The organism is Stenotrophomonas sp. STEN008, assembly GCF_056760435.1.
Genome location: NZ_JBRRET010000001.1, coordinates 203683 through 229226, shown reverse-complemented (window position 1 = coordinate 229226; position 25544 = coordinate 203683). Strand labels below are relative to the sequence as shown.

The 25544-nt window shown below is 67.5% G+C and carries 24 protein-coding genes; 11 read left to right on the top strand and 13 right to left on the bottom strand.

The genetic code is table 11. The annotated features are described in order from the left end of the window. The first annotated feature begins 241 nt into the window (after window positions 1-241). On the top strand, window positions 242-580 hold the full coding sequence (locus tag ACVOME_RS01110; RefSeq protein ID WP_005411374.1) for a P-II family nitrogen regulator: 339 nt from the start codon (window positions 242-244) through the stop codon (window positions 578-580). Between the two features lie 147 nt (window positions 581-727). Here the strand turns inward: ACVOME_RS01110 and ACVOME_RS01105 are convergent, their stop codons facing one another. After that, window positions 728-1387, bottom strand: a complete 660-nt coding sequence (locus ACVOME_RS01105; RefSeq protein WP_053518133.1) for an RIO1 family regulatory kinase/ATPase domain-containing protein — start codon at window positions 1385-1387, stop codon at window positions 728-730. 447 nt (window positions 1388-1834) lie between these two features. On the opposite strand from ACVOME_RS01105, the gene ACVOME_RS01100 reads away from it, so the two are divergent. Further along, entirely contained in the window at window positions 1835-2740 is a 906-nt protein-coding gene (locus ACVOME_RS01100; RefSeq protein WP_181452161.1) for an aspartyl/asparaginyl beta-hydroxylase domain-containing protein, read from the top strand. Window positions 2741-2817: 77 nt separating this feature from the next. Here the strand turns inward: ACVOME_RS01100 and speE are convergent, their stop codons facing one another. After that, window positions 2818-3672 (bottom strand): polyamine aminopropyltransferase, encoded by an 855-nt coding sequence (gene speE, locus ACVOME_RS01095; protein WP_053520374.1) that lies wholly within the window; start codon window positions 3670-3672, stop codon window positions 2818-2820. 206 nt (window positions 3673-3878) lie between these two features. On the opposite strand from speE, the gene speA reads away from it, so the two are divergent. Together speA and ACVOME_RS01085 are read left to right on the top strand one after the other, a co-directional pair. Continuing rightward, on the top strand, window positions 3879-5768 hold the full coding sequence (gene speA / locus ACVOME_RS01090; RefSeq protein WP_053520373.1) for an arginine decarboxylase: 1890 nt from the start codon (window positions 3879-3881) through the stop codon (window positions 5766-5768). 43 nt (window positions 5769-5811) lie between these two features. Continuing rightward, on the top strand, window positions 5812-6132 hold the full coding sequence (locus tag ACVOME_RS01085; RefSeq protein WP_065174355.1) for a DUF6122 family protein: 321 nt from the start codon (window positions 5812-5814) through the stop codon (window positions 6130-6132). Window positions 6133-6159: 27 nt separating this feature from the next. Here ACVOME_RS01085 and ACVOME_RS01080 read toward each other — a convergent pair whose 3' ends face one another. Genes ACVOME_RS01080 through ACVOME_RS01070 form a run of 3 tightly spaced genes read right to left on the bottom strand, consistent with a single transcriptional unit; the run spans window position 6160 to window position 8449 of the window. Further along, window positions 6160-7503 carry a sensor histidine kinase gene (locus ACVOME_RS01080; RefSeq protein WP_197572272.1) on the bottom strand — a complete coding sequence of 448 codons (1344 nt, stop codon included), beginning with the start codon at window positions 7501-7503 and terminating at the stop codon, window positions 6160-6162. Next, window positions 7500-8159 carry a response regulator transcription factor gene (locus ACVOME_RS01075; protein WP_053520370.1) on the bottom strand — a complete coding sequence of 220 codons (660 nt, stop codon included), beginning with the start codon at window positions 8157-8159 and terminating at the stop codon, window positions 7500-7502. The genes ACVOME_RS01080 and ACVOME_RS01075 overlap by 4 nt, the downstream gene beginning before the upstream one ends. Beyond that, the gene (locus ACVOME_RS01070; RefSeq protein ID WP_053520369.1) at window positions 8159-8449 is read right to left on the bottom strand and encodes a PepSY domain-containing protein; all 291 of its coding nucleotides are present in this window, start codon (window positions 8447-8449) and stop codon (window positions 8159-8161) included. Before ACVOME_RS01070 ends, ACVOME_RS01075 begins: the two co-directional genes overlap by 1 nt. Window positions 8450-8596: 147 nt before the next feature. On the opposite strand from ACVOME_RS01070, the gene ACVOME_RS01065 reads away from it, so the two are divergent. After that, on the top strand, window positions 8597-9031 hold the full coding sequence (locus ACVOME_RS01065) for a PepSY domain-containing protein (protein WP_262218987.1): 435 nt from the start codon (window positions 8597-8599) through the stop codon (window positions 9029-9031). 76 nt (window positions 9032-9107) lie between these two features. Here the strand turns inward: ACVOME_RS01065 and ACVOME_RS01060 are convergent, their stop codons facing one another. From ACVOME_RS01060 to ACVOME_RS01050, 3 genes are all read right to left on the bottom strand, one after another. Continuing rightward, on the bottom strand, window positions 9108-9590 hold the full coding sequence (locus ACVOME_RS01060) for a hypothetical protein (protein ID WP_074900053.1): 483 nt from the start codon (window positions 9588-9590) through the stop codon (window positions 9108-9110). A 125-nt stretch (window positions 9591-9715) separates the two neighbouring features. Next, entirely contained in the window at window positions 9716-10924 is a 1209-nt protein-coding gene (locus ACVOME_RS01055) for an NAD(P)/FAD-dependent oxidoreductase (RefSeq protein ID WP_065181517.1), read from the bottom strand. 9 nt (window positions 10925-10933) lie between these two features. Then, window positions 10934-11428, bottom strand: a complete 495-nt coding sequence (locus ACVOME_RS01050) for a lipocalin family protein (RefSeq protein ID WP_053520408.1) — start codon at window positions 11426-11428, stop codon at window positions 10934-10936. Window positions 11429-11610: 182 nt separating this feature from the next. Here ACVOME_RS01050 and ACVOME_RS01045 point away from each other — a divergent pair, with 182 nt between their 5' ends. Beyond that, window positions 11611-11859 (top strand): hypothetical protein, encoded by a 249-nt coding sequence (locus ACVOME_RS01045; RefSeq protein ID WP_053520409.1) that lies wholly within the window; start codon window positions 11611-11613, stop codon window positions 11857-11859. Window positions 11860-11999: 140 nt separating this feature from the next. Beyond that, a complete protein-coding gene (locus ACVOME_RS01040; protein ID WP_262219057.1) occupies window positions 12000-14393 on the top strand; it encodes a DUF3772 domain-containing protein in 2394 nt (797 codons plus the stop codon). Between the two features lie 527 nt (window positions 14394-14920). Here ACVOME_RS01040 and ACVOME_RS01035 read toward each other — a convergent pair. Both ACVOME_RS01035 and ACVOME_RS01030 read right to left on the bottom strand, forming a co-directional pair. After that, a complete protein-coding gene (locus tag ACVOME_RS01035) occupies window positions 14921-17026 on the bottom strand; it encodes a phosphoglycerol transferase I (protein ID WP_346480341.1) in 2106 nt (701 codons plus the stop codon). A gap of 283 nt (window positions 17027-17309) precedes the next feature. After that, a complete protein-coding gene (locus ACVOME_RS01030) occupies window positions 17310-18953 on the bottom strand; it encodes an ABC1 kinase family protein (RefSeq protein ID WP_227255316.1) in 1644 nt (547 codons plus the stop codon). 210 nt (window positions 18954-19163) lie between these two features. Between ACVOME_RS01030 and ACVOME_RS01025 the strand changes: the two genes are divergently transcribed. Next, window positions 19164-20090, top strand: coding sequence for a DUF808 domain-containing protein (locus tag ACVOME_RS01025; protein WP_053519860.1), 927 nt, complete (start codon window positions 19164-19166; stop codon window positions 20088-20090). Between the two features lie 52 nt (window positions 20091-20142). On the opposite strand, the gene ACVOME_RS01020 is transcribed toward ACVOME_RS01025, so the two are convergent. After that, window positions 20143-21681, bottom strand: a complete 1539-nt coding sequence (locus ACVOME_RS01020; protein WP_053519859.1) for a GGDEF domain-containing protein — start codon at window positions 21679-21681, stop codon at window positions 20143-20145. Window positions 21682-21786: 105 nt separating this feature from the next. On the opposite strand from ACVOME_RS01020, the gene ACVOME_RS01015 reads away from it, so the two are divergent. The 3 genes from ACVOME_RS01015 to ACVOME_RS01005 all read left to right on the top strand — a co-directional run bounded on the left by ACVOME_RS01015 (window position 21787) and on the right by ACVOME_RS01005 (window position 23638). Beyond that, window positions 21787-22422, top strand: coding sequence for a Rossmann-fold NAD(P)-binding domain-containing protein (locus ACVOME_RS01015; RefSeq protein ID WP_053519858.1), 636 nt, complete (start codon window positions 21787-21789; stop codon window positions 22420-22422). After that, complete coding sequence (locus ACVOME_RS01010) at window positions 22422-23129, top strand: helix-turn-helix transcriptional regulator (protein ID WP_065174363.1); 708 nt, start codon at window positions 22422-22424, stop codon at window positions 23127-23129. Before ACVOME_RS01015 ends, ACVOME_RS01010 begins: the two co-directional genes overlap by 1 nt. A 122-nt stretch (window positions 23130-23251) precedes the next feature. Further along, window positions 23252-23638, top strand: a complete 387-nt coding sequence (locus ACVOME_RS01005; protein ID WP_111186830.1) for a VOC family protein — start codon at window positions 23252-23254, stop codon at window positions 23636-23638. Window positions 23639-23807: 169 nt separating this feature from the next. Here the strand turns inward: ACVOME_RS01005 and ACVOME_RS01000 are convergent, their stop codons facing one another. Both ACVOME_RS01000 and ACVOME_RS00995 read right to left on the bottom strand, forming a co-directional pair. After that, window positions 23808-25193, bottom strand: coding sequence for a dihydrolipoamide acetyltransferase family protein (locus tag ACVOME_RS01000; protein ID WP_053519855.1), 1386 nt, complete (start codon window positions 25191-25193; stop codon window positions 23808-23810). Then, a complete protein-coding gene (locus ACVOME_RS00995; protein WP_053519854.1) occupies window positions 25190-25543 on the bottom strand; it encodes an SH3 domain-containing protein in 354 nt (117 codons plus the stop codon). Before ACVOME_RS00995 ends, ACVOME_RS01000 begins: the two co-directional genes overlap by 4 nt. Window position 25544: the final 1 nt, after the last annotated feature.

The following is a 25544-nucleotide window of genomic DNA, read 5'->3' as shown; positions in this document are numbered from 1 at the left end:
CTGTTCGTCGGGGGATTCGCGCTGGCGGGGCGGCACCTGGGGGCTGTGGGGGGGGGGGTGGGCATCGTTTTGGTTCAGGTGGATCTTGGGGTGCTCGGGGGGTGGCGCCCGCGCATCCGGCGGGGGCAGGCCGTTCAGCCACAAGGATACTGCCGGCGCGCGCTGCCCGGACAGGCAGCCGCGGCGTCGCACCGGGCGCGTTCAGGCGCTATCCTCCACGCCGGAAGACAGGAGATCGACGATGAAGATGGTCATGGCGGTGATCAAGCCGTTCAAGCTCGACGACGTGCGCGAAGCGCTGGCCGAGCGTGGCGTCACCGGCATCACGGTGACGGAGGTCAAGGGCTTCGGCCGCCAGAAGGGGCATACCGAGCTGTACCGTGGCGCCGAGTACGTGGTCGACTTCCTGCCGAAGGTGAAGCTGGAAGTGGCCGTGACCGATGACCAGGTGGAGGCGGTGGTGGAAGCCATCGTCAAGGCGGCCGGTACCGGCAAGATCGGCGACGGCAAGGTATTCGTGTATGACCTGGGCAGCGTGGTGCGTATCCGCACCGGCGAGCTGGACGCAGACGCGCTGTAAGCCGTCCGGCGGGATGTTGTAGAGCCGAGCCGATGCTCGGCTGCCGTTCCGCCGTTATGTAGAGTCGAGCTTGCTCGACTCTACAAAGAGCAGCCGAGCATGGGCTCGGCTCTACAAGGAGCGGTAAAGCGGTGAGCGGAGCGACGCTTACCGGCGCTTCGCCCACTTATAGAACCGCTTCCAGCCCTGGCGCACTGCGGCCACCCAGCCGGGGTCGGCCACCAGGGCGGCCTGGGTGGCGCTGGGCGCCTGCCCGGTCACGCGCTGGCGGATCTTCAGCAGGTTCTTCATGTCGCTGCGGCGCATCTGCCGGGTCAGCGGGTTGCGGCGCAGCCAGCGCGGTGCGCGCCAGGCCGAGGTGAAGTCCAGCAGCACCGGTACGCCGCCGCTGACCACCACGTTGGTGCCGTGCAGATCGTTATGGGTGATGCCGGCCGCATGCAGGCGGCTGAGTGCGTGCTGCAGCTGCTCGAACACTTCATTGCCGACTGCCTGGGCGGTGCTGAGGGTCTGGCCGGGAATGAACTCCATGCCCAGTGCCAGGCCTCCCAGTGTTCCCAGCAGCGCCGGCGCGTGCTTCCAGCCGCCCAGGCGCTGCAGCATGCGCGCTTCACGGCGCACCATCAGGCGTGCGACCAGCGACAGCGGCGTGCCGCGATAGCGGGAGTAGTCCTTGATGACGGCCTCGCGGCCATCCAGGCAGGTGCGATAGACATCGGGAGCCAGCAGGCGTTCGCCACGCTTGAGCAGCAGGGGCGTGGTGGCGTCATCGCCGCAGGTCTGGCAGGGGGAGGCAGGAAGGGGCATGGCGGGGTCTCGGACGACCCGGTGGGCGGCGCTGAAGCGTCAAGCGAACCGGTGAGGCGGGGGAAACTGGCTAAACTTTCGTTAAGTCAATTTTAGTACCGGCAAGTTCGCTAATCCACGTTCTGTCGGAGAAATGTCGGGGCCGTGGCTGGAACAGTTCGTCGCGCACGGGCGGACAATTTCGTCTCACTCTCCGGTTTGGGGCATTGAAAATCAATAAGTTGAAGAAGAAATCCACCCGTTCAGCCAAGCGTCGCTGAACATGGCGCACGTGTGGCTTGACCCCGGCGCACGGCCTGCCGACCATAAGCTGTTCATCCGCGACATCGGCGGCCGCCCCGTTCCGGCACGTCCCCGTCCCCTGCCGCGTTGCCACCGATGCCGGCCGCCTGCGCCGTGCATCGCCCCCTGATTCCCGTTCCGGCTGCCGCCGGAGGAAAGTTTTTGATGATCAAGATCGTACTGGCAGTGCTGTTCGTGGCCTGCGTGCTGTACATCCACTTCCGTGGCAGGGTCCGCGCGCGCTGGTCGCGCCAGCTGCTGGACCACTCCAGTTTCATGGCTCCGATCAACGTGGTCATGTACATGTTCTCGAAGGTGCCGACCACGCCGTTTCTGGACCCGGGCAAGGAGTTCCCGCAGCTGGAACCCCTGCGCCAGAACTGGCAGATGATCCGTGACGAGGCGCTGGCGCTGCGCGATGCGCAGAAGATCGCTGCGTCCAGCAGTTTCAACGATGCGGGCTTCAACTCGTTCTTCCGCCGTGGCTGGAAGCGCTTCTACCTGCGCTGGTACGGCCCCTCGCACCCGTCGGCGAAGACGCTGTGCCCGAAGACCGTGGCCCTGATCGAGTCGATTCCGGATGTTCGCGCAGCGATGTTCGCGCAGCTGCCGCCGGGCAGCGAGCTGCGTCCGCACCGCGATCCGTTCGCCGGTTCGCTGCGCCTGCACCTGGGCCTGAGCACCCCCAACGATGATGCCTGCTACATCGAAGTGGACGGCATCCGGAAGAGCTGGCGCGACGGCGAGTGGATGATGTTCGACGAAACCTACATCCACCACGCGCATAACGAGACCGAGCAGGACCGAGTGATCCTGTTCTGCGACATCGCGCGCCCGCTGCGCTTCGGCCTGCCGGGCCTGTTCAACCGTGCGGTGGCCGCCACGCTGCTGGCCGGTGGCGCTTCGCCGAACCTGCCAGGTGATCCGACCGGGGGTGTCAACAAGGCATTCGGCAGCCTGTACAAGGTGCGCCTGAAGGCCAAGGCGCTGCGCGAGCGCAGCGTGGTGGCCTACCAGGTCATCAAGTGGGGCCTGGTGGCGGCGGTGATTGCCGGAATCTGGGCGCTGTAAGCGAAACGCCGGGCATCGCCCGGCGTTGCCTGCAAATGAAAAACCCGCGCTGCTGCCAGCGCGGGTTTTTTGTTGGATCAGCTCTTCAGTGCCGCCTGCACGAACGGCGGGGTCACCAGCACGCCGGTGTGCAGCGCGGCGGTGTAGTACAGGGTCGTGAAGGTCTTGGCGGCCGAATCGGCCTGGCGGAAGTCGAAGCTGCTGTCGCCCTTGCGCGCCATGGTCACGCTCCACCAGCCGGTCGGGTAGCACGGCTGCGGGAACGGCAGGGTCTTGAACGAACCGAAGCCGGCCTTGCCCATCTCGGTACGCATCTCGTTGATCAGTTCCAGCTGCATCAGCGGCGATTCGGACTGCTGAACCAGGATGCCATCGTCCTTCAGCGCCTTGAAGCAGCTCTCGTAGAAGGCCTTGTTGAACAGGCCTTCGCCCGGGCCGACCGGGTCGGTGGAGTCCACGATCACCACGTCCACGCTGCCGGCCGGGCAGTTGGCCATGTAGGCCACACCGTCGTCGAACAGCAGTTCGGCGCGCGGATCGTCGTTGGAGTCGCACAGCTCCGGGAAGTGCTTGCGCGCCATCACCGTGACCTGCTCGTCGATGTCGCACTGGGTCACGCTCTCCACGCCCTTGTGCTTGAGCACTTCGCGCAGGGTGCCGCAGTCGCCGCCACCGATGATCACCACGCGCTTGGGGGCGGCGTGGGTGAACAGCACCGGGTGGCTGATCATCTCGTGATAGAAGAAGTTGTCCTTGCTGGTCAGCATGATGGCGCCATCGATGGTCATCAGGTTGCCCCAGTCGGTGGTCTGGAAGATCTCGATCTTCTGGAAGGGCGACTGCACCTCGTCCAGCTTGCCGGTGATGCGGTAGCCGATGGCCGAGCCGGTGCGCTCGAAATGCTCGATGTACCAGTTGTTGCTGTCAGTCATGGGACGTGTCCTTCTGGGGTCCTGTTCGGAGGGGGTAGAGCCGGGTTGGCGGCACGGGGCCGCGTGGCGCAAGCCACATCCGGACGGATCGGCCTGTTCAGGTCCGGCAGGAGCCGGGTCACGGGCGCGGGCGCGCATGATAACGAACCTGTGGGCATATAGGCGTTATCATGCCCCCCCTTTTATTGCCAACAAGGCCGACTGAAATGACCGATTGGTCCCTCGACCAAGCCCGCAAGACCTACTCGATCCCGCATTGGGCGGATGGTTACTTCGACGTGGATCAGGCCGGGCACATGGTGGTGAGACCGACCGGGGCGGACGGCCCGGTGGTGTCGCTGCCCAAGGTGGTGGACGCCGCCCGCGAGGCGGGCGCCAAGCTGCCACTGCTGGTGCGCTTCCCGGACATCCTCGGCCAGCGCCTGGGCAAGCTGCAGGCGGCATTCGCCCAGGCCCAGCAGGACTGGGATTACGCGGGTGGTTACACCGCGGTGTACCCGATCAAGGTCAACCAGCACCGCGGCGTGGCCGGTACCCTGGCCAGCCACCACGGCGAGGGCTTCGGCCTGGAAGCGGGCAGCAAGCCGGAGCTGATGGCGGTGCTGGCACTGTCGCGCCCGGGCGGCCTGATCGTCTGCAACGGCTACAAGGACCGTGAGTACATCCGCCTGGCCCTGATCGGTCGCAAGCTGGGCCTGCAGACCTTCATCGTCATCGAGAAGCCGTCCGAGCTGAAGCTGGTGCTGGAAGAGTCCAAGGCGCTGGACGTGAAGCCCGGCCTGGGCGTGCGCATGCGGCTGGCGTCGCTGGGCGCCGGCAAGTGGCAGAACAGCGGGGGCGACAAGGCCAAGTTCGGCCTGTCCCCGCGCCAGCTGCTGGACCTGTGGAAGTCGCTGCGCGATACCGAGTACGCCGATTGCCTGAGCCTGCTGCACTTCCATATGGGCTCGCAGATCTCCAACGTGCGCGACATCGCCAACGGCATGCGCGAAGCCACCCGCTACTTCGTTGAACTGTCGCAGCTGGGCGCGAAGATCACCCATGTGGACGTGGGCGGCGGCCTGGGCGTGGATTACGAAGGCACCCGGTCGCGCAGCTTCTGCTCGATCAACTACGGCTTGAATTCGTATGCCAGCAACATCGTGCAGCCGCTGGCCAACGCCTGCGAAGAGCACGGCCTGCCCCCCCCGCGCATCGTTACCGAGTGCGGCCGTGCGATGACCGCGCACCATGCAGTGCTGATCGCGAATGTGTCCGAAGTGGAACAGGCGCAGGAAGGCCGCGTGCCGGACCAGCACGATGACGAGCCGGCTTCGATCCGTCATCTGCGCGAGATCCACGAGGAACTGGACGTGCGCCCGGCGGTGGAACTGTTCCAGGAGGCGCAGCACTTCCATGCCGAAGGCCTGTCCAGCTACGCGCTGGGCCAGATCGACCTGCCGCAGCGTGCGCGCATCGACGACCTGTTCTACGCCATCGCCCACGGCGTGCGTGCGCGCCTGAGCTATGACGAGAAGAGCCACCGTCCGGCGCTGGATGAACTGAACGAGCGCCTGGTCGACAAGTACTTCGTCAACTTCAGCGTGTTCGAATCGATTCCCGACGCGTGGGCCATCGACCAGGTGTTCCCGATCGTGCCGATCGAGCGGCTGGACGAAGTGCCGGACCGTCGCGGCATCATTGCCGACATGACCTGCGACTCGGACGGCATGGTCAAGACCTATGTCGAGAACGAGAGCCTGGACAGTTCGCTGCCGCTGCACGCGATCAAGCACGGCGAGAGCTACCGCATCGGCTTCTTCATGGTCGGTGCCTACCAGGAGATCCTGGGCGACATCCACAATCTGTTCGGTGACACCGACGCGGTGGAAGTGGTGGCCGATGCGGACGGCTACGCGATCACCCAGCAGCGTCGTGGCGACACCACCGACGTGATGCTGGACTACGTGGGCTACCGGCTGGACGACCTGCGCGCGGCCTATGCCCAGCGCGTGGCTGCCGCCGGGCTGTCGCCGGAGCGTGCGCAGGAACTGTCGCAGGCGCTGGAGGCGGGCCTGACCGGCTACACCTACCTGTCCGACGAGCCGCTGGTCTGATGCCTGCGGCCACGCCGGGCATGGCCCGGCGCTACCGGTCCTGATGAGCGCCCGCGCGATCTTCCACCTGTTCCTGCATGCCGCCGTGCCAGCCCTGCTGGCATGGCTGTTCTGGCGCAAGCGCTTTGCGTCGGCGTGGTTGCTGATGCTGCTGGGCTGGATCATCGACCTCGACCATCTGCTGGCCGATCCGATCTACGCGCCGAACCGCTGCAGCATCGGCTTCCACCCGTTGCACACCGCGCCGGCGATCGCGGTGTACGCCGGGCTGTGCGTGCCGAAGAAGACCCGTCTGGTGGGCATCGGCCTGGTGATCCACATCGTGCTCGACGCCATCGACTGCTGGTGGATGCATCACCGCTGAGGCGGGTCGTGCAGCGCCGGGGCGGCTCTACCGGGGAGGCGGGGCGTCCGTCGGGGCCAGCGGCAGTTCCAGCCGTGCGCGCAGTCCCGGGTTCTCGTTGGAAAGGCGCAGTGAGCCGCCGTGGCTGGCGGCGATCTCCGCGGCGATCGCAAGGCCCAGGCCGCTGCCTTCCACCCGTTCGTCCAGGCGTACGCCACGCTGCAGGACACTCTCCAGCTTGGCTTCGTCCAGCCCCGGGCCGTCGTCGCGCACTTCGATATGCAGCCGGTCCTGTTTGGCCAGGGCCCGCAGGCGTACTTCGCTGGCGGCCCATTTGCCGGCGTTGTCCAGCAGGTTGCCCAGCATCTCCTCCAGGTCGGTGGCTGCGCCGGCGAAGGCCAGCCCGTGTGCCACGTCCATCTGGAAGCGGATGCGGCGGCCGGCATGCACGCGGGTCATCAATCGGCACAATGCCTCCACCGCGGGCGCCACATCGCTGCGCTGGTGGTGGTCCACGGCCAGGCCGGCGGCCAGGTAGCGGTCGATGCTCGCACGCATGCGCGCGCCCTGTTCGTGCACCGTGCGCCGCCAGCCGCGTCCTTCACCCTCCGCTTCGGCCGCCAACACGCTCAGCGGCGTCTTCAGCGCATGCGCCAGGTCCTCGGCGCTGCTGCGCGCGCGCGCGACCATGCGCTGGTGGTGATCGAGCAGGGCATCGAGCTCATCGGCCAGCGGCGCGATCTCCAGATCCAGCCGGCTGCGGTCGATGCGCTCGGCATCGCCACGGCGGATGCGTTCCAGCTGCTGGCCCAGGCCGCGTAGTGGGCGCAGGCCGAAATGCACCTGGCTGGCCAGCACCGCCAGCCATGCCGCGACCAGCAGGCCCAGCGCCAGCGCGCTGCGCTGACGGAAGGCGGCGGTGTCCGCGTCCAGCGCGCTGCGATCATGGGCAACCAGCGCAATGTAGGGCTGCGATGCACGTGGCAGGCGTACCTGCTGCACACGGGCACGCAGCGATTGCTGCATCGGCCCGCTCAGATTGCGCTCGGCCGGGCCGGTGGCTGTGACCGGCAGGGTCTGGTCCCACAGCGAGCGCGACTGCAGCAGCACCTTGCCGTTGTGGTCGGTGATCTGCCAGTAGGCGCCGGAGAACACACGCTGGAAGCGCGCGTCGTTGGGTTCCTGGCGCAGCCGCAGCTGTCCGTCGGGATCGATCTCCGCCTGCGCGAGCAGAGTCAGCATGTCCTGCTGCAACTCGCCGTCAAGACGGTCGCGCGCGCTGCGCTTGAACAGCTCGCCCAGCAGCACGCTGGCCAGCACCGACACCAGCACCAGGCCGATGCCCCCCACCAGCAGCAGCCGCCGCCGCAATGAAGGCTGGCGCGCGCTCATGCCTCGGCCAGCCGCCAACCCTGGCCACGCACGGTATGGATCAGTTCCACGCCCAGCTTGCGCCGCACCCGGCCAAGCAGCACGTCCAGCGCGTTCGAGTCCGGATCGTAACCGCCTTCGAAGACCTGTTCGCCGAGGCGGTCGCGGCTGATCACGCGGCCGGCGTGATGGATGAAGTAACTCAGTACGCGGAACTCCTGGGGACTCAGCGGCAACGGTTGCCCGTCCAGTTCAAAGCGACCGGCGTTGACGTCAAGCTGCAGGGGGCCGCACTGCAGGCGCGGGCTGGCGTGGCCCCGGCTGCGGCGGATCAGGGCACGCAGGCGCAGCACCAGTTCATCGGCCTGGAACGGTTTGGTCAGGTAGTCATCGGCGCCTGCATCGAAGCCGGCCAGCTTGTCGTGCCAGCGGCTGCGTGCGGTCAGCACCAGCACCGGAAAATCGCGGCCATGGGCACGCCAGCGCTCGATCACGCTCAGTCCATCCAGGCCGGGCAGGCCAAGATCGACGACCGCGGCATGCAGGTCCTCGATCTGGCCGATCTCTTCCGCACGACGGCCATCGGTGGCCACATCGACCACGTAGCCGGCCTGCTCCAGCAGGGGCTGCAGGCGTTTGGCCAGCTCGGTGTCATCCTCGGCAAGCAGGATCCGCATCAGTCGTCCAGTTCCATCTTCAACAACGTCCCGTTGCGCGCATCATAGTCCAGCTCCACCACTGCGCCGTCGTCACGCAGGATCTCCACCTCGTACACCGCGTCGTCCAACTCCACCTCCAGCAGTTGGCCGGGCTGGCGCCTGAGCGCGTCGCGCACCACCTGTTCCAGGGGCACGTAACGGCCCTGCTGCACGGCGCGGCGCGCGACCTGCTGCGCCGGGTCCGGCGCAGGGCCGGCAGCGGAGCCCGGAGTGGCCAGGGCCAGCAGCAGGGGCAGGGAGACCAGCATCGGTGACGGATCCTCGGGCGATGGCGACAGGCGCGAGCATGGCACCGCCGACTAACAGCCGACTAACGATGGCCGCTAAGGGGCTGTTAGCCGACCGCGGCATCGTGGTGCTGCCGGAATGGTCCGGCCACGAACAGGAGAACTCCCATGCTGAAGTCGCTCACCCTCGCCACCGTCGCCGTGCTGGCCATCGCTCCGGCCGCGCACGCTGCACCGCTGGGCATGGCCCAGGCCGAGCAGGCCCTGCGCAAGGCCGGCTACACCCAGATCCACGAGATCGAACGCGATGACGGCCTGTGGGAAGCCGACGTCAGCCGCGCCGATGGCCGCTTCAGCGAGGTCTACGTGGACCCGAAGACCGGCGAGATCTTCGATGAGCACAACGGCCGCGCGCTGCTGCCGACCGAGCAGGTGCTGGCCAAGGCACAGTCGCAGGGCCTGCGCGAGATCCACTCGCTGGAGCGCGATGGCGCCACCTGGTCGCTGGAAGCGCGCAATGCCCGCAACCACAAGGTCGAGGTGCGCCTGAGCGGCTATGACGGCCGCATCCTGCACAGCGAACGCGACGGCTGGCTGGATTGAGCGCCTCGGGCAGCGCCGGGCCATGCCCGGCGGCCTGATGCATGCGCTGCGCTCGCCGGGCATGGCCCGGCGCTGCTTACCAGCCGTAGGGCGGCGGGTAGTCCCAGTAGCCGGGGCCGCGACCGTAGTAGCCGCCATACGGGCCGAAGAAGCCCGGGCCCTCGCCTTCGCTGACGTGGATGTTGAGGTTCACCCCGCGGGTCTTGCCCTCGTCGGTGGTGTAGTTCTTGCTCAGATTCAGCGTGGCGGCGTTGTAGTGGCTGTTGCCACCCCGCTTGGAGTACCCGATGCCGGTGGTGAAACTGCCGGAGACCTTCACCTTGTCGTCCTGCACGTCGGCGATGCGGGCATCGTCGTGCACGCGCGGGCCACTCTTGTCACCGTAGTAGGTGCCCGGCGGGTCCTGCTGCAACGTCGGATCGTTGAGGTAACGCATCGGCGCCTGCGGCAATGTCAGGTCCAACCCGGATGCCTGCGGTGCGGTGGCGCCGGCAGCGGACTGGGCGAGCACGGTCCCGGGCAGGGCCAGGCACAACAGCAGGGTCAGGGGGCGGATCATCTTGGCGCTCCAGCGGACAGGGACCACGCCACACGCGGCGTTACAGGCCGACGCTAGCAGGGCGTGCTTGAATGATGCCTGTCGGCGCCGGATTGGGGTAGAGCCGGGCCATGCCCGGCTGCAGGTCACAGCCGCCCGAACCCGAACAGCTCCGCCAGCGGATGCTTGCGCCGCTCGATGCGGGCCCGCAGCAGCTGTGCGCCGATCATGGAATAGGTGATGCCATTGCCGCCGTAGGCCATTGCCAGGTGCACGCGCGGCCCCCACTGTTCATGCGGGCCGAAGAACGGCAATCCGTCGGCGGTCTCGGCGAAGGTACCGGCCCATGAGAATGCTGGTACCGGGTCGAGCTTGGGGAACCAGTGCAGCAGTTGCTTCATGAGCTTGTCTGCCTTGCCTTCCACCCGCCGGTCGCGCCGTGCCGGAATGTCGATGGCATCGTCCAGCCCGCCCACCAGCAGGCGACGGTCGCCGGTAGCCCGCAGGTACAGATAGGGGCGCGCGCTTTCCCACACCATTGTGCGCTGCAGGGGGCCCAGCACCGCGGCATCGACAGGGTCGGTGATGAAGGCATAGCTGCTGCGGTTGCGTGCGACGCGCTGCGAAAGCCAGCGCTGGTTGGCGTATCCCATCGCCAGCACCACGTGGCCTGCGCGGATCGTCGCGCCTGATTCGGTCTGGGCGGTTACGCCCCGTGTGCCTGGCGTCAGCGTGTGCAGCACGGTGCGATCGTGAATGTGGCCGCCGCGCTGGCGCACCCGCTTCAGCAATCCATAGGTGAGGCAGTAAGGGTCGACCCGCGCTGCCTGCCGGGTCAGCAATGCGCCGCCGGCGTCCACATCGAAGCGCTCCGCCAGCGCCTCCGGGCCCAGCCAGCGGGCGTCCAGGCCGGCGCTGCGGCGTGCCTGGCCCTCGGCCATGAGGCGGGGCACGTCGCGGTGGCGACTGGCCAGGTACAGGCTGTCCATGCGCCGGAAGTCCACGTCCTTCAGGCCACGCGCCACTTCGCCCAGTGCCGGGATCGCCTCGGCACAGGCCCGGTAGGCCAGCGTGGCCGCGTCGTGGCCATAGCGCTGGGCCAGTTCCAGCAGATGGGTGTCGATCTCGTACTGCAGCAGCGCGGTGCTGGCGGCGGTGCTGCCCCAACCGATGTCGCGCTGCTCGATCAGGGCGACATCGTGACCGTGACCTGACAGCTCATCGGCGATCAGTGCGCCGGTGATGCCGCCGCCGACCACCAGCACATCGCAGCGCAGGTCGCCCTCCAGCGGGGGAAATGCCTGGATCAGGCCATTGCGTACGGCCCACCAGGGATAGCCACTTTTCAGGTCCATGGTGATGGGTCAGGCGGTGGGATGGCCGGTGTGCGGCGTGTGGATCAGTTCGGACAGATCGAAGCCCTGCAGCCGCGCCGTGGCCAGATAATGGTCCCGCACGGTGGCGTCCAGCTTCGGCTCGCGTGCCAGCAGCCACAGGTAGCGGCGATCGGGGCTGCCAACCAGCGACACGCTGTAGTCCGGAGCGATCTGGATGACCCAGTAGTCGCCCTTGGCGAAGGGCAGCCAGCGCAGGCCCTTGGGCAGGAAGCTCACTTCCAGGCGCGCGCTGTCGTTGTCGACGGGGCAGGCTTCGCCGCTGGCCTCCTCGACCTGGCCGTCCATGCGGCAGCGGTTGTGGACGCTGACGTTGCCGTTGTCGAGCAGGCTGTAGTGCGCCGAGACATCGGTGCAGCCTTCCGGCTCGTGGCGCATGGGCAGGCGCGCGATCTCATACCAGGTGCCCAGGTAGCGGGGCAGCTTGAGGTCGGCGACGGTCTTCAGTGGCAGCTGTTCGGTCATCGGCAGGCGCAGCGGGAACGGGCCTCCACGATGCCGACGGCCTCGCCACGAGCGGGTGAAGCCGGAGCGATGGCGGTGTCCAGAACATTGCGTCGCCGCGGCGTCATTCCCGCTGTCATCGGCGCGGCGGTATCCTGCCGCCAGCGCCGGGTGTTCCGATCCAACCTGAAGTGGAGGTGCCGATGTACCAGGTGATCCTGTTGAAGAGTGAAACCGCGTTCGCGCGCGAGCAATGGCCGCAGGTCGACGATCTGGTGGACTATGAGGGCGTCAGCTACAGCCTGCGCGCCGGTCCGCGCCAGCCGCTGCCGACCGACCACGACTGGCCTCCGGTGGCGGTGTACGCCCCGGACGAAATCACCGAGGAAGAGTTCCAGGACTGGTATGCGCTGCAGCAGCCGACGGTGGAGGAGCTGCGGTTGAAGTACTGAACCGCGGGGGCGGGTGCTGCGGGCGGGGCCGCCCCGGGCATCCGACCTTGACCGGTCGTGCCGTATAGTCGCGCGCAGGCGCGGTGGTCCGCGCGAACCGGTGTGCATCTGGCGTGTCTTCCTTCCTGCAATCGATCCGCATGCGCGGGCCCTGGCTGGGCCTGCTGCTGGGTGCCGTCCTTCTGCTGTCCGCGCCGGTGCTCGCGCAGAACGAGGCGCCTACGCCGAAGCAGCAGCTGGCACAGATTGACAGCGCGCTGAAGGAGATCGACCGCAAGCGTGACGACGCCGAAGCCACCGAAACACTCGGCACGCTTTCAGAGAACGCCTCGAAGGCCAAGCGGGATGCCGAGGCGCTGGAAAAGTCCCTGCAGCCACAGCTGGACCAGCTCAAAGAGCAGCTGGCCCAGCTGGGTGAAGCGCCGCAGGGCACCACCGAGCCCCCCGACCTGGCCGCGCAGCGACGTACGCTCAGCCGCGAGAGCGATGCCCTGGCCGCCTCGGTGGCCCAAGCCAAAGCCATCGCGGTGCGTGCCCAGCAGTTGAGTGCGGACATCGACAAGCAACGTTCCGCGCAGATCAGCGAGGAACTGGGCCGCAAGGTCGATTCACCGCTGTCGCCGTCGCTCTGGCGGCAGGTGGCCGATCAGCTTCCCGATGACATCGCCCGCGTGCGCCCGTTGGCGCAACAGGGGCGTGACACCCTGGCCAAGGCCATCGACACCCACGGCTGGGGCACCCTGCTGCTCGGCCTGGCCGGAGCACTGGTGATGATGTTCCCGCTGCGCCTGTGGCTGCGCGCGCTGGGGCGCCGGTTTGCCGCCTCGGAACGCGCGCCGGACGGCCGCCTGCGCCGTTCCGGCCTGGCCATGTGGCTGCTGCTGGTGGGCACCCTGCTGCCGGGCTATGCGGTGGTGGTGCTGGTGGCTTCGCTGAATGCCATTGGCGGCATCGCCCCGCGCCTGCAGAACGTGGCCGATGGCCTGGTGGCGGCGACCTTCGCTGCGGCCTTCATCGCCGCGCTCAGCGCGTGCCTGCTGATGCCCAGGCGCCCCTCCTGGCGGCTGCTGAACCTGGATGACACCGCCGCGCTGAAGCTGCGCAAGTACGCCTGGGGTGCCGCTGCGCTGGCCTGGCTGAGCAACGTGCTGGTGGCCATCGACCGTGCCACCCGCACCAGCGACGTGACCACGGTGGCACTGGATGGCGTGATTGCGCTGACCTACCTCGGCCTGATCATGGCCATGCTGGTGACCCTGGCACGCCTGCACCGGCGGCAGACGGCCGAAGCCGAAGCGAAGCTGGAAGCGCAGGCCGATGGTCTCGGCGCACAGCAGCCGGTGCGCCGCAGCAGTTGGTTGGTATTGGCGCGCGTGGCTGGCAACATCGCGGTGGTGGCGGCGATCATCGCCACGCTGCTGGGCTATGTGAACTTCGCCAAGTTCGTGAACCAGCAGTTGATCGGCGGCAGCATCGTGGTGCTGGCAGCCACCCTGCTGTTCAAGTTCGTCGATGATTTCTGCACCTGGCTGTTGAACGCCGACAGCAAGGTTGGCCAGACCATCCTGCTCAGCACCGGCCTGAGCGTCTCCAGGCTGGAGCAGGCCGGCGTGCTGCTGTCGGCGGTGCTGCGCACCTTCGTGGTCCTGATCGCGCTGCTGGCACTGGCCGCGCCCTTCGGCAATGTCGGCTCGATCGTGGAGCGCTTCGCGTCGCTGGCCAATGGCATTCCCATCGCCAAGGACCTGACGCTGGAGCCGGGCCGCATCGTACTGGCCATCGGCGTGCTGCTGGCCGGGCTGGGGGTGATGCAGGTGGTGCAGCGCTGGCTGGCCGACACCTACCTGCCCAAGACCGAACTGGATCTGGGCGCGCGCAATTCAATCAGCACCGTCGCCCGCTATCTTGGCATCATCATCGCGGTGCTGTGGGCCCTGACGGTGATGGGCCTGAACCTGCAGAAGCTGGCGCTGCTGGTCAGTGCGTTGTCGGTGGGTATTGGTTTCGGCCTGCAGGCGATCACCCAGAATTTTGTTTCCGGCCTGATCCTGTTGGCCGAGCGACCGGTGAAGATCGGTGACTGGGTGAAGCTGGGTGACCAGGAAGGCGACATCCGCCGCATCAATGTGCGCTCGACCGAGATCCAGGTGGGCGACAAGTCCACGTTGATCGTGCCCAACTCGGAGCTGATCACCAAGACCATCCGCAACATGACGATGGGCAACAACCAGGGCCGCATCCAGATCCAGTTCGCGGTACCGACCAGCACCGACGTCGCCGGCCTGCGGCAGGCCATGCTGGATGCCTATGGCGCGCACACCAGCGTGCTGCAGACGCCCGCGCCGACGGTGTACATCGACGGCATTGCCGGCGGCCAGATCACCATCAACAGCTTCGCCTACGTGGCCAGCCCACGGCAGGTGTACGGCACCCGCAGCGATCTGTATTTCAGTCTGTTGCAGATCCTGGCGGAGCGGAACATTCCGCTGTCCACGCCAACGGACATCCACATCACCCGCGACCCCCAGGAGTAGGGGATTCCCGGCAGGGCTGCGCCCTGCACCTGCCGAGGCCGGAGCAACAGCAACAGCAACACCAAGCATTCCATGGGATGGCGGGGTGGGTCCGGTTGCGGGGGCCGCTGCAAGTACGTCCATGTAAGCTCGGTCGCCGCATCCGTGCGGCTCACGCCCCCGCAACCGGACCCACCCCGCCTTCGACAGATTTCCGCGATCTGCTGGAATTGCTTTTGGGGTCAGATCCGTTTTCTTCCGCAGAAACCGGATCTGACCCCAGATTGATTTCGATATCTGACAGAAGTGTCGACCAAGGTCGCCACCTGCCTACGGCTGCCGGAAACCGTCAGAGGTAGGGCGGTGTGGGTTGGCAGGACCGTTGGCGCCATGGATGGCGCCATCGAGCCCCCATGGATGGGTTTACGGCGTGTCCTGCCAACCTACACCGCCCCGCCATCCCACGGAATGCACGCTGTTGCTGTTGCTGTTGCTGTTGCCTTTGCTCCAGCTTGCAGCAGGTGCAGGGCGCAGCCCTGCAGAAAACCCTATCCCCGCGGTCGGCTGCGCGAAGGCACCAGCGCGAAGGTATCCACGGCCAGCTTCTCGGCGTGATTCAACCAGGCGCGGATCTCCAGATCGTCCACTTCATGATCCAGTCCGAAGGACACATTGATCTTGCCGTCGGCATCAGGCTGGACCCACTGCTGGGCCAGCACCACCTTGCGCTGCGATGACACGGCCTCGATCCAGAAACCGCGATCCGGGCGCGTGCTTGCCACCAGCTGCAGCATGTACTGGCCGGCGCGGGTGCGGCGGCCCTTCTGGGTGATCATGTGGGCCTGGCGCACGCTCGGGCGTGGTCCCTGGAACGCATCCAGCGGCGCGTCCACCGCGATGCCACCACGCAGGTCGTCGTCGCGGTACAGCTTGATGCCGTTGTCGCGGTTCACCAGCAAGGCGCACCAGTCGCCGTCGGCCGACCCATCCTCGAATGCGGTGCAGCGATCCACATAGGCCAGGGTGTTGTCCGGATCGGCATCGTCGAACTGGCGGGACGTGTTCTCCAGATACACCGACTTCAGGCTCCAGTCCTTGTCGTACTCCAGCAGGACCGGCGGCTGCACGTGCTGCATGCCCACCACCACCTGGTCGTCGTTGTCGATCCTCAGTTCGCGGGTCGGCTCGCCCAGCCACAGGGACCGGGCGAATGCCAGGTACTGCGGGTAATCGCGGCCGCCATCGCGACGCGCCGCGACGCTGGCACTGGGGGCACGCGTTTCGTCCAGCAGCGAGCGGCCGAAGCCCATCGTGCGCAGGCCCGGATCGAGCAGGCCCAGCAGGGTGGCGCCGGAGTCCAGCGTCGAGCCGTTCTCCGCCGCCAGCTGGCGCGGCGCCACGCCATCACCGAGGAACAGCAGCAGGTTCTCGCGCTTCTGCCTGGCCAGCACGTGACTGAGATCGTTGGGCATCGCCAGATGGTCCGAGGCGATCACGATCAGCGTGTCCTTGCCGTACGGACTGGCCTGGATGCGCTGGACCAGCTGCGAGATCAGGCGGTCGGTGCATTTGAGCGCGTTGAGCAGGCCGATGTTGCCGTACTGGCTCTGGTAGCGTTCGCCCTTGCACGACACCGGCAGGTGGCCTGCGGGATGGTGCGTATCCATGGTCAGCGTGGTCAGCATGAACGGTGCGCCGGCGCGCGAGAGCTGCTCGAAGCGCTGGTAGGCGGTGTCCAGCAGCACGTCATCGTGTACGCCCCAAGCAGAGTAGTGAATGCGCCCGATCTTCTTCTGCTGCTTGAACCACGCCAGATCATGTACTTCGTCGAAGCCGTGGCTGGCCAGGAACTGGCCCTTGCCGGCGAACTGGCCGTTGGCGCCGCCCAGATAATGGTTGGTGTAGCCCTGCTGCTTCAGGTAGTCGCCCAGGCACACGGCCTTGGGCAGGAAGCTGCCCATCCGGTCCATGCTGTTCTCATCGCCCTGCGAGGTGGTCAGCGGCACGCCGCACATCGATGCCACCAGCCCGGCGATGGTCCAGCCACTGCCTTCGGCCGATGCCAGGCCGCGCACATCCAACGACCTGGCGGCCAGACGATTGAGATTGGGCATCAACCCGGGAAACACGTTCTCGTCCAGATAAGTGCGTTCAAGACTTTCGCCGTAGATCCAGACGATGTTGCGCGGCCGCTGCAACGGCTGGGTAGGCACCTGGTATTCCGGCGCGATGCGCGCGAAATCAACCGGTCGCAGCTGCTGGTAAAGACGCTGGCCGTCGCGCGCCAGCGGACTGACCATGAGCGTGACCACCCATGCGACGGCGAAGCCGGCGAACCAGGCCGCACCCCGTCCGGGCCGATGCCAGCGGCGGACCCGCGTGGCGAACAGCGGTAGCAGCGAAACCAGGGCCAGCACGATGAAGCCGGCGATGTAGCCCTTGAAGTCGGCGACGCCGGCACCCTCCATGTCCGCACCCAGGTGGTACAGCGTGGCGGCGTTGAGTCCGTCACCGGAGAGCTTGTCGATCAGCCACCACGTGCTGAGCGCCAGCAACAGCAGTGAGAACGAACCGGCCTTCCACCACATCCATTTGTCGGAAGCGAGGAACAGCCAGACCAGCAGCAACAACGACAGCAGAAGGATCCAGAGCATAGGCGGCTTCGGCAGTGAACGGGGTGGTGCGATGGACGTCGTACCGACGCGTGTCCATCCGACCGGCGCTGCCGCTAGCATGTGTGCATGACAGGCCGATGACCCGATAGTGCATGCACGAACCTGACTGAAATGTTTGTTGATCGACCGCGTGCGGTAACAGCGCGATCAAGTAAAACGAGCGTGAAAATGCGCGTTGGATTGCATTAAGAACCGCATGAATGCGGCACTTCGGAGATGGACGTATGGCGCAGGTGCACATATCGCGCACCACGCACTCCGCTCATCGATGGCCGCGTTCCTCGCGTGCCCGCGCGCGCCGATCGAACAACAGCGCGCTGGTGACGATGCCCAGCCCCAACGCCACGCCGATCAGCATCAGCACCAGCGCGATCGCCGGGTAACCGAACACATGCCAGCCGGTATCGAGCTTCATCATCAGCGATGCGGCGAGAATCAGCGCTGCGCTGATGATGCCCGCCGCCACGCGGTTGGCGATCTTCTGCAGGTTCTCCATCAGCCGTGATTCCTCCAGCCCGGTCACCTTCATCTGCAGGCGGTTCTCGGCCAGCAGGGCCATGATGTCCGACAGCTTGCGCGGCCCATCGCGCAGCAGCTGCTGCAGCTCCATTGCCTCGCTGGCGAGGTTGGCGGCCGACAGCGACTTCTTCAGGCGCGCGCGCATCACATGCTGCAGCTGGCGCTCGACGATGCGGCGCGTGTCCAGTTCGGGCGCGAGCAGGCGGCAGACCGTCTCCAGGTTCAGCAGCGCCTTGCCCAGCAGGCTCAGTTCCGGCGGCGTACGCAATCCACAGGCCGTGGCGATGCGCACCATGTCCAGCACCACGCGTCCCTCGGAGAAGTTGCCGCTGGCGGCATAGCGCGCGATCAACTGGCCGGTCTCGCGCAGGTAACGCTCCTCGTCGAAGGCTTCCAGCCGGGTGCTGATGCTGATCAGATCGTCCGCCACTTCTTCGCCGCGGCCATCGACGGCGGCGAACAGGATCTTCAGCAGGCGCTCGCGCAGCCGCGGTGGCATGTGCGCGACCATGCCCAGATCGAAGATGGCGAGGCGACCATCGGGCATCACCCGCAGGTTGCCCGGATGGGGATCGGCGTGGATCTCGCCATGCACGAAGATCTGGTCCAGGTAGCCCCGGATCAGCGCGGCTGCCAACGGGTCCATCGACTGCTCGGTACGGCGTACGCCGGGTATCGCGTCCACGCGTACGCCGGTGGCCAGTTCCATGGTCAGCACGCGCTGGCTGCTGTAATCCCAGATCGGCTGCGGGACCCACAGGCGCCGGAAGGGCCGCAGATGGCGGCCGAAGCGGGCCAGGTTCTCGGCCTCGGCGTGGTAATCCAGCTCCTGCATCAGGGTCTTGGCGAACTCGTTGAGCCAGTCGCGCAGGCGCACCCGGCGGCCGACCTGGGTCAGGTGATCGGCGGCCAGAGCGAAGCTGCGCAACGCTTCCAGGTCCGAACGCAGCTGCGCGGCGACCTCCGGCTTCTGCACCTTCACCGCGACCTGCCGGCCGTCATGCATCACCGCACGATGGACCTGGGCGATCGAGGCGCAGCCCAGCGGCTCGGGGTCGAAGGCCGCGAACAGCTTGCTCACCGGTGCCCCCAGCTCCTGCTCGACGATGGCATGGATGCGTTCGACCGGAATCTCGGCCACCTTCTCCTGCATGCGCTCCAGTGCCGTGGCGAACTCCACCGGCACCATGTCTGGACGTGTGGACAGCATCTGGCCCAGCTTGACGAACGTCGGCCCCAGCGCTTCCAGGTCACTGACGAACTGCTCGGGATTGCCGTCGGCCGGTACCTCGGCCTGGCTGCCGGCTGCGTCCAGGTTCATGCCGGAGAACACCCCCGAATGACGGTAGCGCATCAGCAGGCGCAGGATCTGGCTGCGTCGGCTCATGCCTTTTACCAGCGGTGGATTGCCAGTGGCGGTGGGCGGATTGTTCAAACGGCACTCCTTGTGGACAACGACCGGTAGTGCCGGGCCATGCCCGGCGGAACGGGATCACCTCGCCAGTCTGGCCGGGGCAGGGTAGGCACGCGGTGAATCCACTTCCTCCCGGGCCGTTGGATCGGTCAGAATCCGTCCATCCTCCCTCCTGGAACCCCCATGGCCGGTGCCAGCCTGTTTGCCCTGCTCGACGATATCGCGACGCTGCTCGATGACGTCTCGATCCTGACCAAGGTGGCCGCGAAGAAGACGGCCGGTGTGCTTGGCGACGACCTGGCGCTGAACGCGCAGCAGGTAACCGGTGTTTCTGCCAACCGTGAACTGCCTGTGGTCTGGGCGGTGGCCAAAGGCTCGCTGCTCAACAAGGTGATCCTGGTTCCGGCCGCGCTGGCGATCAGCGCCCTGGAAGCCTGGCTGCATGGTCGTGGCTGGAACGTGCCGCTGATCGTGCCCTTGATGATGATCGGTGGCGCATTCCTTTGCTTCGAGGGGGTGGAAAAGCTGGCGCACCGTTTCCTGCATTCGGCGGACGAGGACGCCGAGCACCAGGCCGAGCGGCGCAGGGCGCTGGCCGATGCGCAGGTGGACATGGTGGCGTGGGAGAAGGACAAGGTGAAAGGTGCGATCCGTACCGACTTCATCCTCTCTGCCGAGATCATCGTCCTGACACTGGGCGTGGTTGCCGCCGCCTCGTTCTCCCAGCAGGTGCTCACCCTGGTGGTGGTCGCATTGGCGATGACGGTGTTCGTCTACGGACTGGTTGCCGGCATCGTCAAGCTGGACGACGCGGGCCTGTACCTCTCGCGCAAGGGCGGAGCGGTCGCAGCGTTCGGACGCGGCCTGGTCGCATCGGCGCCGTGGTTGATGAAGTTCCTGTCGATCGCCGGCACCGTGGCCATGTTTCTGGTCGGCGGCGGCATTCTGGTGCACAACGTGCCGGCGCTGCACCACGCGGTGCAGGCGCTCGGTGGCCAGGGCCAGTGGGGCTGGCTGATCGGCGCGGTTGCCAACATGGTGGTGGGTATCGTCGCTGGCGCCATCGTGCTGGCGGCGGTGACCGGCATCCAGAAGCTGCGCGGGAAGTAGCCGCGTCGCCGGACGGGCGGCGGTAGCGCCGGGCCATGCCCGGCGGAGCGCTTCAGCCCGCCTGCACGCGGTTCTTGCCCTGCCGCTTGGCCGCGTACAGCGCCTCGTCGGCCCGTCGCAGCAGCGCCTCGCTGTCATCGCCGGGCTGCCATTGCGCCAGTCCGGCACTGAAATGCACCGGCACGCGCCGGTCCTGCACGGTCAGTACCCGATGCGCCAGTGAGCGCTGCAGGCGCTGCACGGTGGCCATGCTGTCCGCACCGGGGGTCTCCGGCAGCACCAGCACGAACTCGTCGCCGCCCAGCCGCGCGATGCCATCGGTGGCGCGCAGCAGCAGCCTGCACACCGCCACCATGTGCTGCAGCAGCGCGTCACCGCCGGCGTGACCATGCGCGTTGTTGGTCTGGTGGAAGTCATCCAGATCGATCACCGCCACGCCCAGCGGCGTGTTGTTGCGTTCGGCGCGCGCCAGCTCGCGCTGCAGCAGTTCGTCCAGGCCCCGGCGGTTCAGTGCCTGGGTCAGCGGATCGATGCGCGCGAGGTCGCCGGCCATGCGCAGTTCCTGTTCCAGCTCGGCGATGCGTTGTTCAGCGCGCTCCACATCCAGCCGTGCGGCGGCCAGGTGGTCGCGTGCCTGCGCGGCCTGCTGCTGCACTTTGCCGGTATCGCGCATCACCTCCTGCAGCAGCTGGTTCAGATCGGCGATGCTGCGCGCCTCGCGCAGCTGCAGTGCGTAGCTGCCGATACGGTCATGGTATTCACCGGTGCTGGTGGCCATGCCATCCATGCGTTCGATGAAATCCCCCATCAGTCCGCGCATCGCCGCCTTGGAGTCGTCGATGCCCTGGCGCAGCAGGCCCTGCCGGTAGATCACCTCGCGCAGCTCGGCACGCGTTCGTTCAACCGCCTCAGCCTGCAGCGGGCCGGACAGCAGTTGCCGCACCGCCGCGATCTGGCCCTGCAGCCAGCTGCGATCGTCCAGCAGTTCGCTCACATTCTCCAGCAGCAGTGCGAACAGCTCCAGCAGCAGCGCCTGCTGTTCCTGCCAGCTGCCGGCACGCACGCCGATCTGATGGCCGAGCTCGCGCACACCCTGCTCGATCGGCTCCAGGGCGCTGCCCGGCTGCCAGTGGCGCAGGCGAAGGGACAGCGCCTGCGCCTGCTCGCGCAGGTCCGGGTCGTGCTGCAGCAGCGCCACTACCGCGCCGCCCAGCAGCAGGCGCAGCTGTTCGGACAGGCGCAGGCTGTCGGGCTGCCCATCCGGTGAATGCTGGTCGATGGTGCGGATGTACTTGTCGATCAGTTGCCGCATCGCCCGCCCGTAGCGTGGCCAGTCGGCGCTGGCCTGCGCGGACTGCAGGCGATCACCCATGTCGCCCAGTTCGCCCGGCAGCGTCGCCATGCCATTGGCGAACGCGGCCAGCAGCGGCTCCGGCGCATCGGCACCGGCAAAGAGCCGTTGCAGGCTTGCGCTGCTGCCGCCCTGCAGGACCACGCGCTCGCCCTCACCCGCGTCGGCAACCGCGCGCACGCGTGCCGGCGGACCGAGGGCGGTGCCGGGGGCGGGGCGCGGATCGGGGTGGTCCGTCATGGAGCGAATCCTGGGGCTGGCAGGGTCTGGTTCCAGCATATCGGCGCGGCTGCCGATGGCTTGAACGGCTAGGATGGGCGACAGGATGCCGCACGGGAGGTGGTGATGCGCGTGATGTTGCTGGGGGCGACCGGCCTGGTCGGCGGGCTGACACTGCCCGGGCTGCTGGACGACCCGCGCTGCAGCGCCGTGATCGCGCCCACCCGGCGTCCGCTGGCGTTGACCCATGGGAAGCTGGAGAACCCGGTGCTGGCCTTTGACGCGCTGCCGGCCTCGCCTGAGTGGGCGCGCGTGGACGCGGTCATCTGCGCACTGGGCAGCACCATCGCCCAGGCCGGCAGCCGCGCGGCCTTCCACCGCATCGACCATGACTATCCGCTGGCGTTCGCCCGCCTCGCACAGGCACAGGGCGCGAAGACCTATGTATTGAATTCCGCCGCCGGTGCCAACCCGCAGTCGTCGATCTTCTATAGCCGGGTGAAGGGCGAGCTGGAGCGTGACCTGCGCGCGCTGGGCTTCGCCTCGCTGACCCTGGTGCGGCCTGGACTGATCGGCGGCGAGCGCACCGAGGTCCGTCGTGGCGAGCGTTTCGCACTGGCGGTGCTCGGTGCCTTGGGGCCGGCACTGCCGCGGGCATGGCGGATCAATCCAGCCGCCGAGATCGCCAAGGCACTGACCGGAGCCGCGCTGGCCCCGCAACCGGGTGAGCACGTGGTGACATCAAGCGCACTGGTCGGCTGATGTCGCGTGCGCTGCGCCTGACCCAGCTGCTGCAGCTGCTGCGCCGCCATCGACGGCCGGTGGCCGGACAGGTGCTGGCCGATGCGCTGGGTATCAGCCTGCGTACGCTGTACCGCGACATCGAGACGCTGCGCGGGCAGGGCGCTGACCTGCGCGGCGAGGCCGGCGTCGGCTACCAGCTCGCGCCGAGCGACACGCTGCCGCCGATGACCCTGCCACCGGCCGAGATCGACGCGCTGGTGCTGGGCCTGCGCTGGGTGGCGGCCCGCACCGAGCCGGCGCTGGCCGAGGCTGCCCGTGATGCGTTGGCGCGCATCGCGCATGTGTTGCCCGCCGCCCGCCGCGAGGCACTGCGTGACAGCGGTCTGCGCGTGGGCCCTTCACGAACAGCGGCCAAGGTGCCGGCGGCCCGGCTCCAGGCGGTGCGCGAAGCCGTAAGCGCACAGCAGCGCCTGAAGTTCGGCTACGAAGATGCGCACGGCCAGCGCAGCGAGCGCATCGTCTGGCCCTTCGCGCTGGGCTACTTCGACGAAGTTCCGATGCTGGCGGCGTGGTGCGAGAGCCGCGAAGACTTCCGCCACTTCCGGCTGGACCGCATCCGGCAGGTGCGCGCGCTGGAGGATCGCTATCACGTGCCACGCGCGATCCTGCTGCGGCGCTGGCAGAAGGCCCAGGGCATCGCACCGGACTGGTTGGATCGTTCGTAGTGCCGGGCTTGCTCGACGGCCTTCGAGCTTGGCGAACAGCGGGCGAACAATCGCGATGCTGCTGACAGAATCTGTCAGCAGGGCGGTACCACCATGAAGGCTCCCAACAACGGAGCGTCCCCATGTTCAGGCCCAGCACCCTGCTGCAGTACGCAAGCGATGTCGCCGCCAGCGCCACCTTCTACAGCGGCATCCTCGGCACACCCCCCATCGAGCAGTCGCCCGGCTTTGCCCTGTTCCTGCTTGGCGACGGCGCCGCGCTCGGCCTGTGGCAGCGCGATGACGTGCAGCCACCGGTGTCCACGCAGGCCGGCGCCGCGGAACTGGCGATGGTGGTTGCCAACCCGGAGGCTGTGCAGCAGATGCACGACGCGTGGCGCGCACTCGGCGTGCAGATCGTGCAGGCCCCGGTCACCCTGGAATTCGGGCATACCTTCGTGGGTGTTGATCCGGATGGTCACCGCCTGCGTGTGTACAGCCGCGCCGAGGGCCTGCCCGCGCGCGGTTGAAATGAGGGGAGCCGGTACCTGCCGGTTCCCCTTTTCCCGGATGTGGTTCCGCCCACCTTCGGTTGACCAGCAAGAAGCTGCCGAGCATGGGCTTGGCTCTACCGTAGAGCGCGCACAAAAAACGCCGGGCACTGCCCGGCGCTTCTTGTGTTTCAGAGATGGTCGTCGATCAGCTGGCCAGGGCCAGGTCGTCCATCATCGCGCGCAGGAAGCGGGCAGCTTCGCCGCCGGTGGCTGCGCGGTGGTCGAATGTGACCGACAGCGGGATGACCTTGTGCGCTTCCACGCCGCCCATCACCGGGGTCATCTGATGGCGGGCACGGCCGGCACCGACGATGGCCACGCACGGCGGCACCACGACCGGGGTCGCGTAGCGGCCGGCGAACATGCCGAAGTTGGACAGCGAGATGGTGTAGCCACTCAGTTCCGAGGCCGCGATAGAGCGCGCTTCCACCTGCTCGCGCAGGCGGTTCACGCCTTCGCGGATGCCACGGGCGTCCAGCATGTCGGCGTTGCGCAGGGCCGGCACGAACAGGCCGTCATCGGTGTCCACGGCGATGCCGATGTCCACCTGCGCGTGCAGGGTGCGGGTCAGCGCTTCGCCATCGAACCAGGCGTTCATCGCCGGCACCTTCTGCGCGGCAACCACGATGGCACGCACCAGGCGGGCGGTGACGTCGTTGCCGGGCAGCCAGGCATGGATGTCGGCGTCGTCGTTGAGCGTGGTCGGTACAACCTTGCTGTGCGCATCGGCCATCACCCGCGCCATGTTGCGGCGCACGCCCTTCAGCGGTTCCGGCTGGCCCTTGGCGACCACGCCCGGCGGTTGCGTGCGCATCGGCTTGCCTGCCGCAGACAAGGGGGTGCGGGTTTCGTTCTGTACCGGTGCAGACACCTGCGCCGGGGCCGGCGCGGCATAGGCCGCAGCGGCAGCCGGGGCCGGCGCGGCGCCGAGCTTGGCGGTGCCGTTGGCGGCGGCCTGCTTGACGTCGGCCATGGTCACCGCGCCATCGCTGCCGGTGGCGCGCACGCGGCTCAGGTCCACGCCCAGCTTGCGGGCCATCGCACGCACCGCCGGTACGGCCTTGACGCCACCGACGGCCAGCGCCTGTTCGGTGTGCACGGCATTGGAGCTCTGCATCGCGCCGACCACCGTGCCGGCGTCATCGCGCTCGGCCTTGGCGTCCTCGGCGGCGGCCGGTGCCGGAGTCGGCAGCGGCGGCGGGGTCGGTGCTGCGGCCGCAGCCGGTGCCGGCGCATGGCCGTGGCTGTGGCCGGTGTCCTGGCCATCGGCACGCTGCGGCAGGTTCGGGTCGATCTCGAAGCTGGCCAGCACCGAGCCGGTCGGAATGATGTCACCGGCCGCACCGGACAGCTTCAGCACCTTGCCGGAGACCGGCGACGGCACTTCCACCACGGCCTTGGCGGTCTCCATCGACACCAGCGGCTCGTCCAGCTTGATCACATCGCCTTCCTTCACGAACCACTCGACGATGGTCGCGTCCGGCAGGCCTTCGCCCAGGTCGGGCAGGTTGAAATTCTTGGTCTGGCTCATTTGCAGTTCTCTTCCAGCAGTTCCAGTTCGCGGGCCGGCAGCCAGCCCGTCGCACCATTGGCGCGCTCGGACCACCACCATCCGCCATGTTCGTGATGCAGCTTGACCATCTCGCCGCTTTCCACATCCAGCTCGCGGGCGTCGTAATCGCGCAGGGCTTCGGCGCGACCGTCGTCCAGCAGTTGCAGCCAGGCGACGGGCGCCCAGCCGGCGCGTCCATCGCTGGTGCGTACCCAGGCAAACGCCGGCCATTCCTCGTCACGTACGCCTACTTCGACGATCTGGCCGGTGCGGAACCGGAGCGGGTTGGGATACTGGCTGCGGTAAGCCCCAAGGAGGCGGGCCCGCATG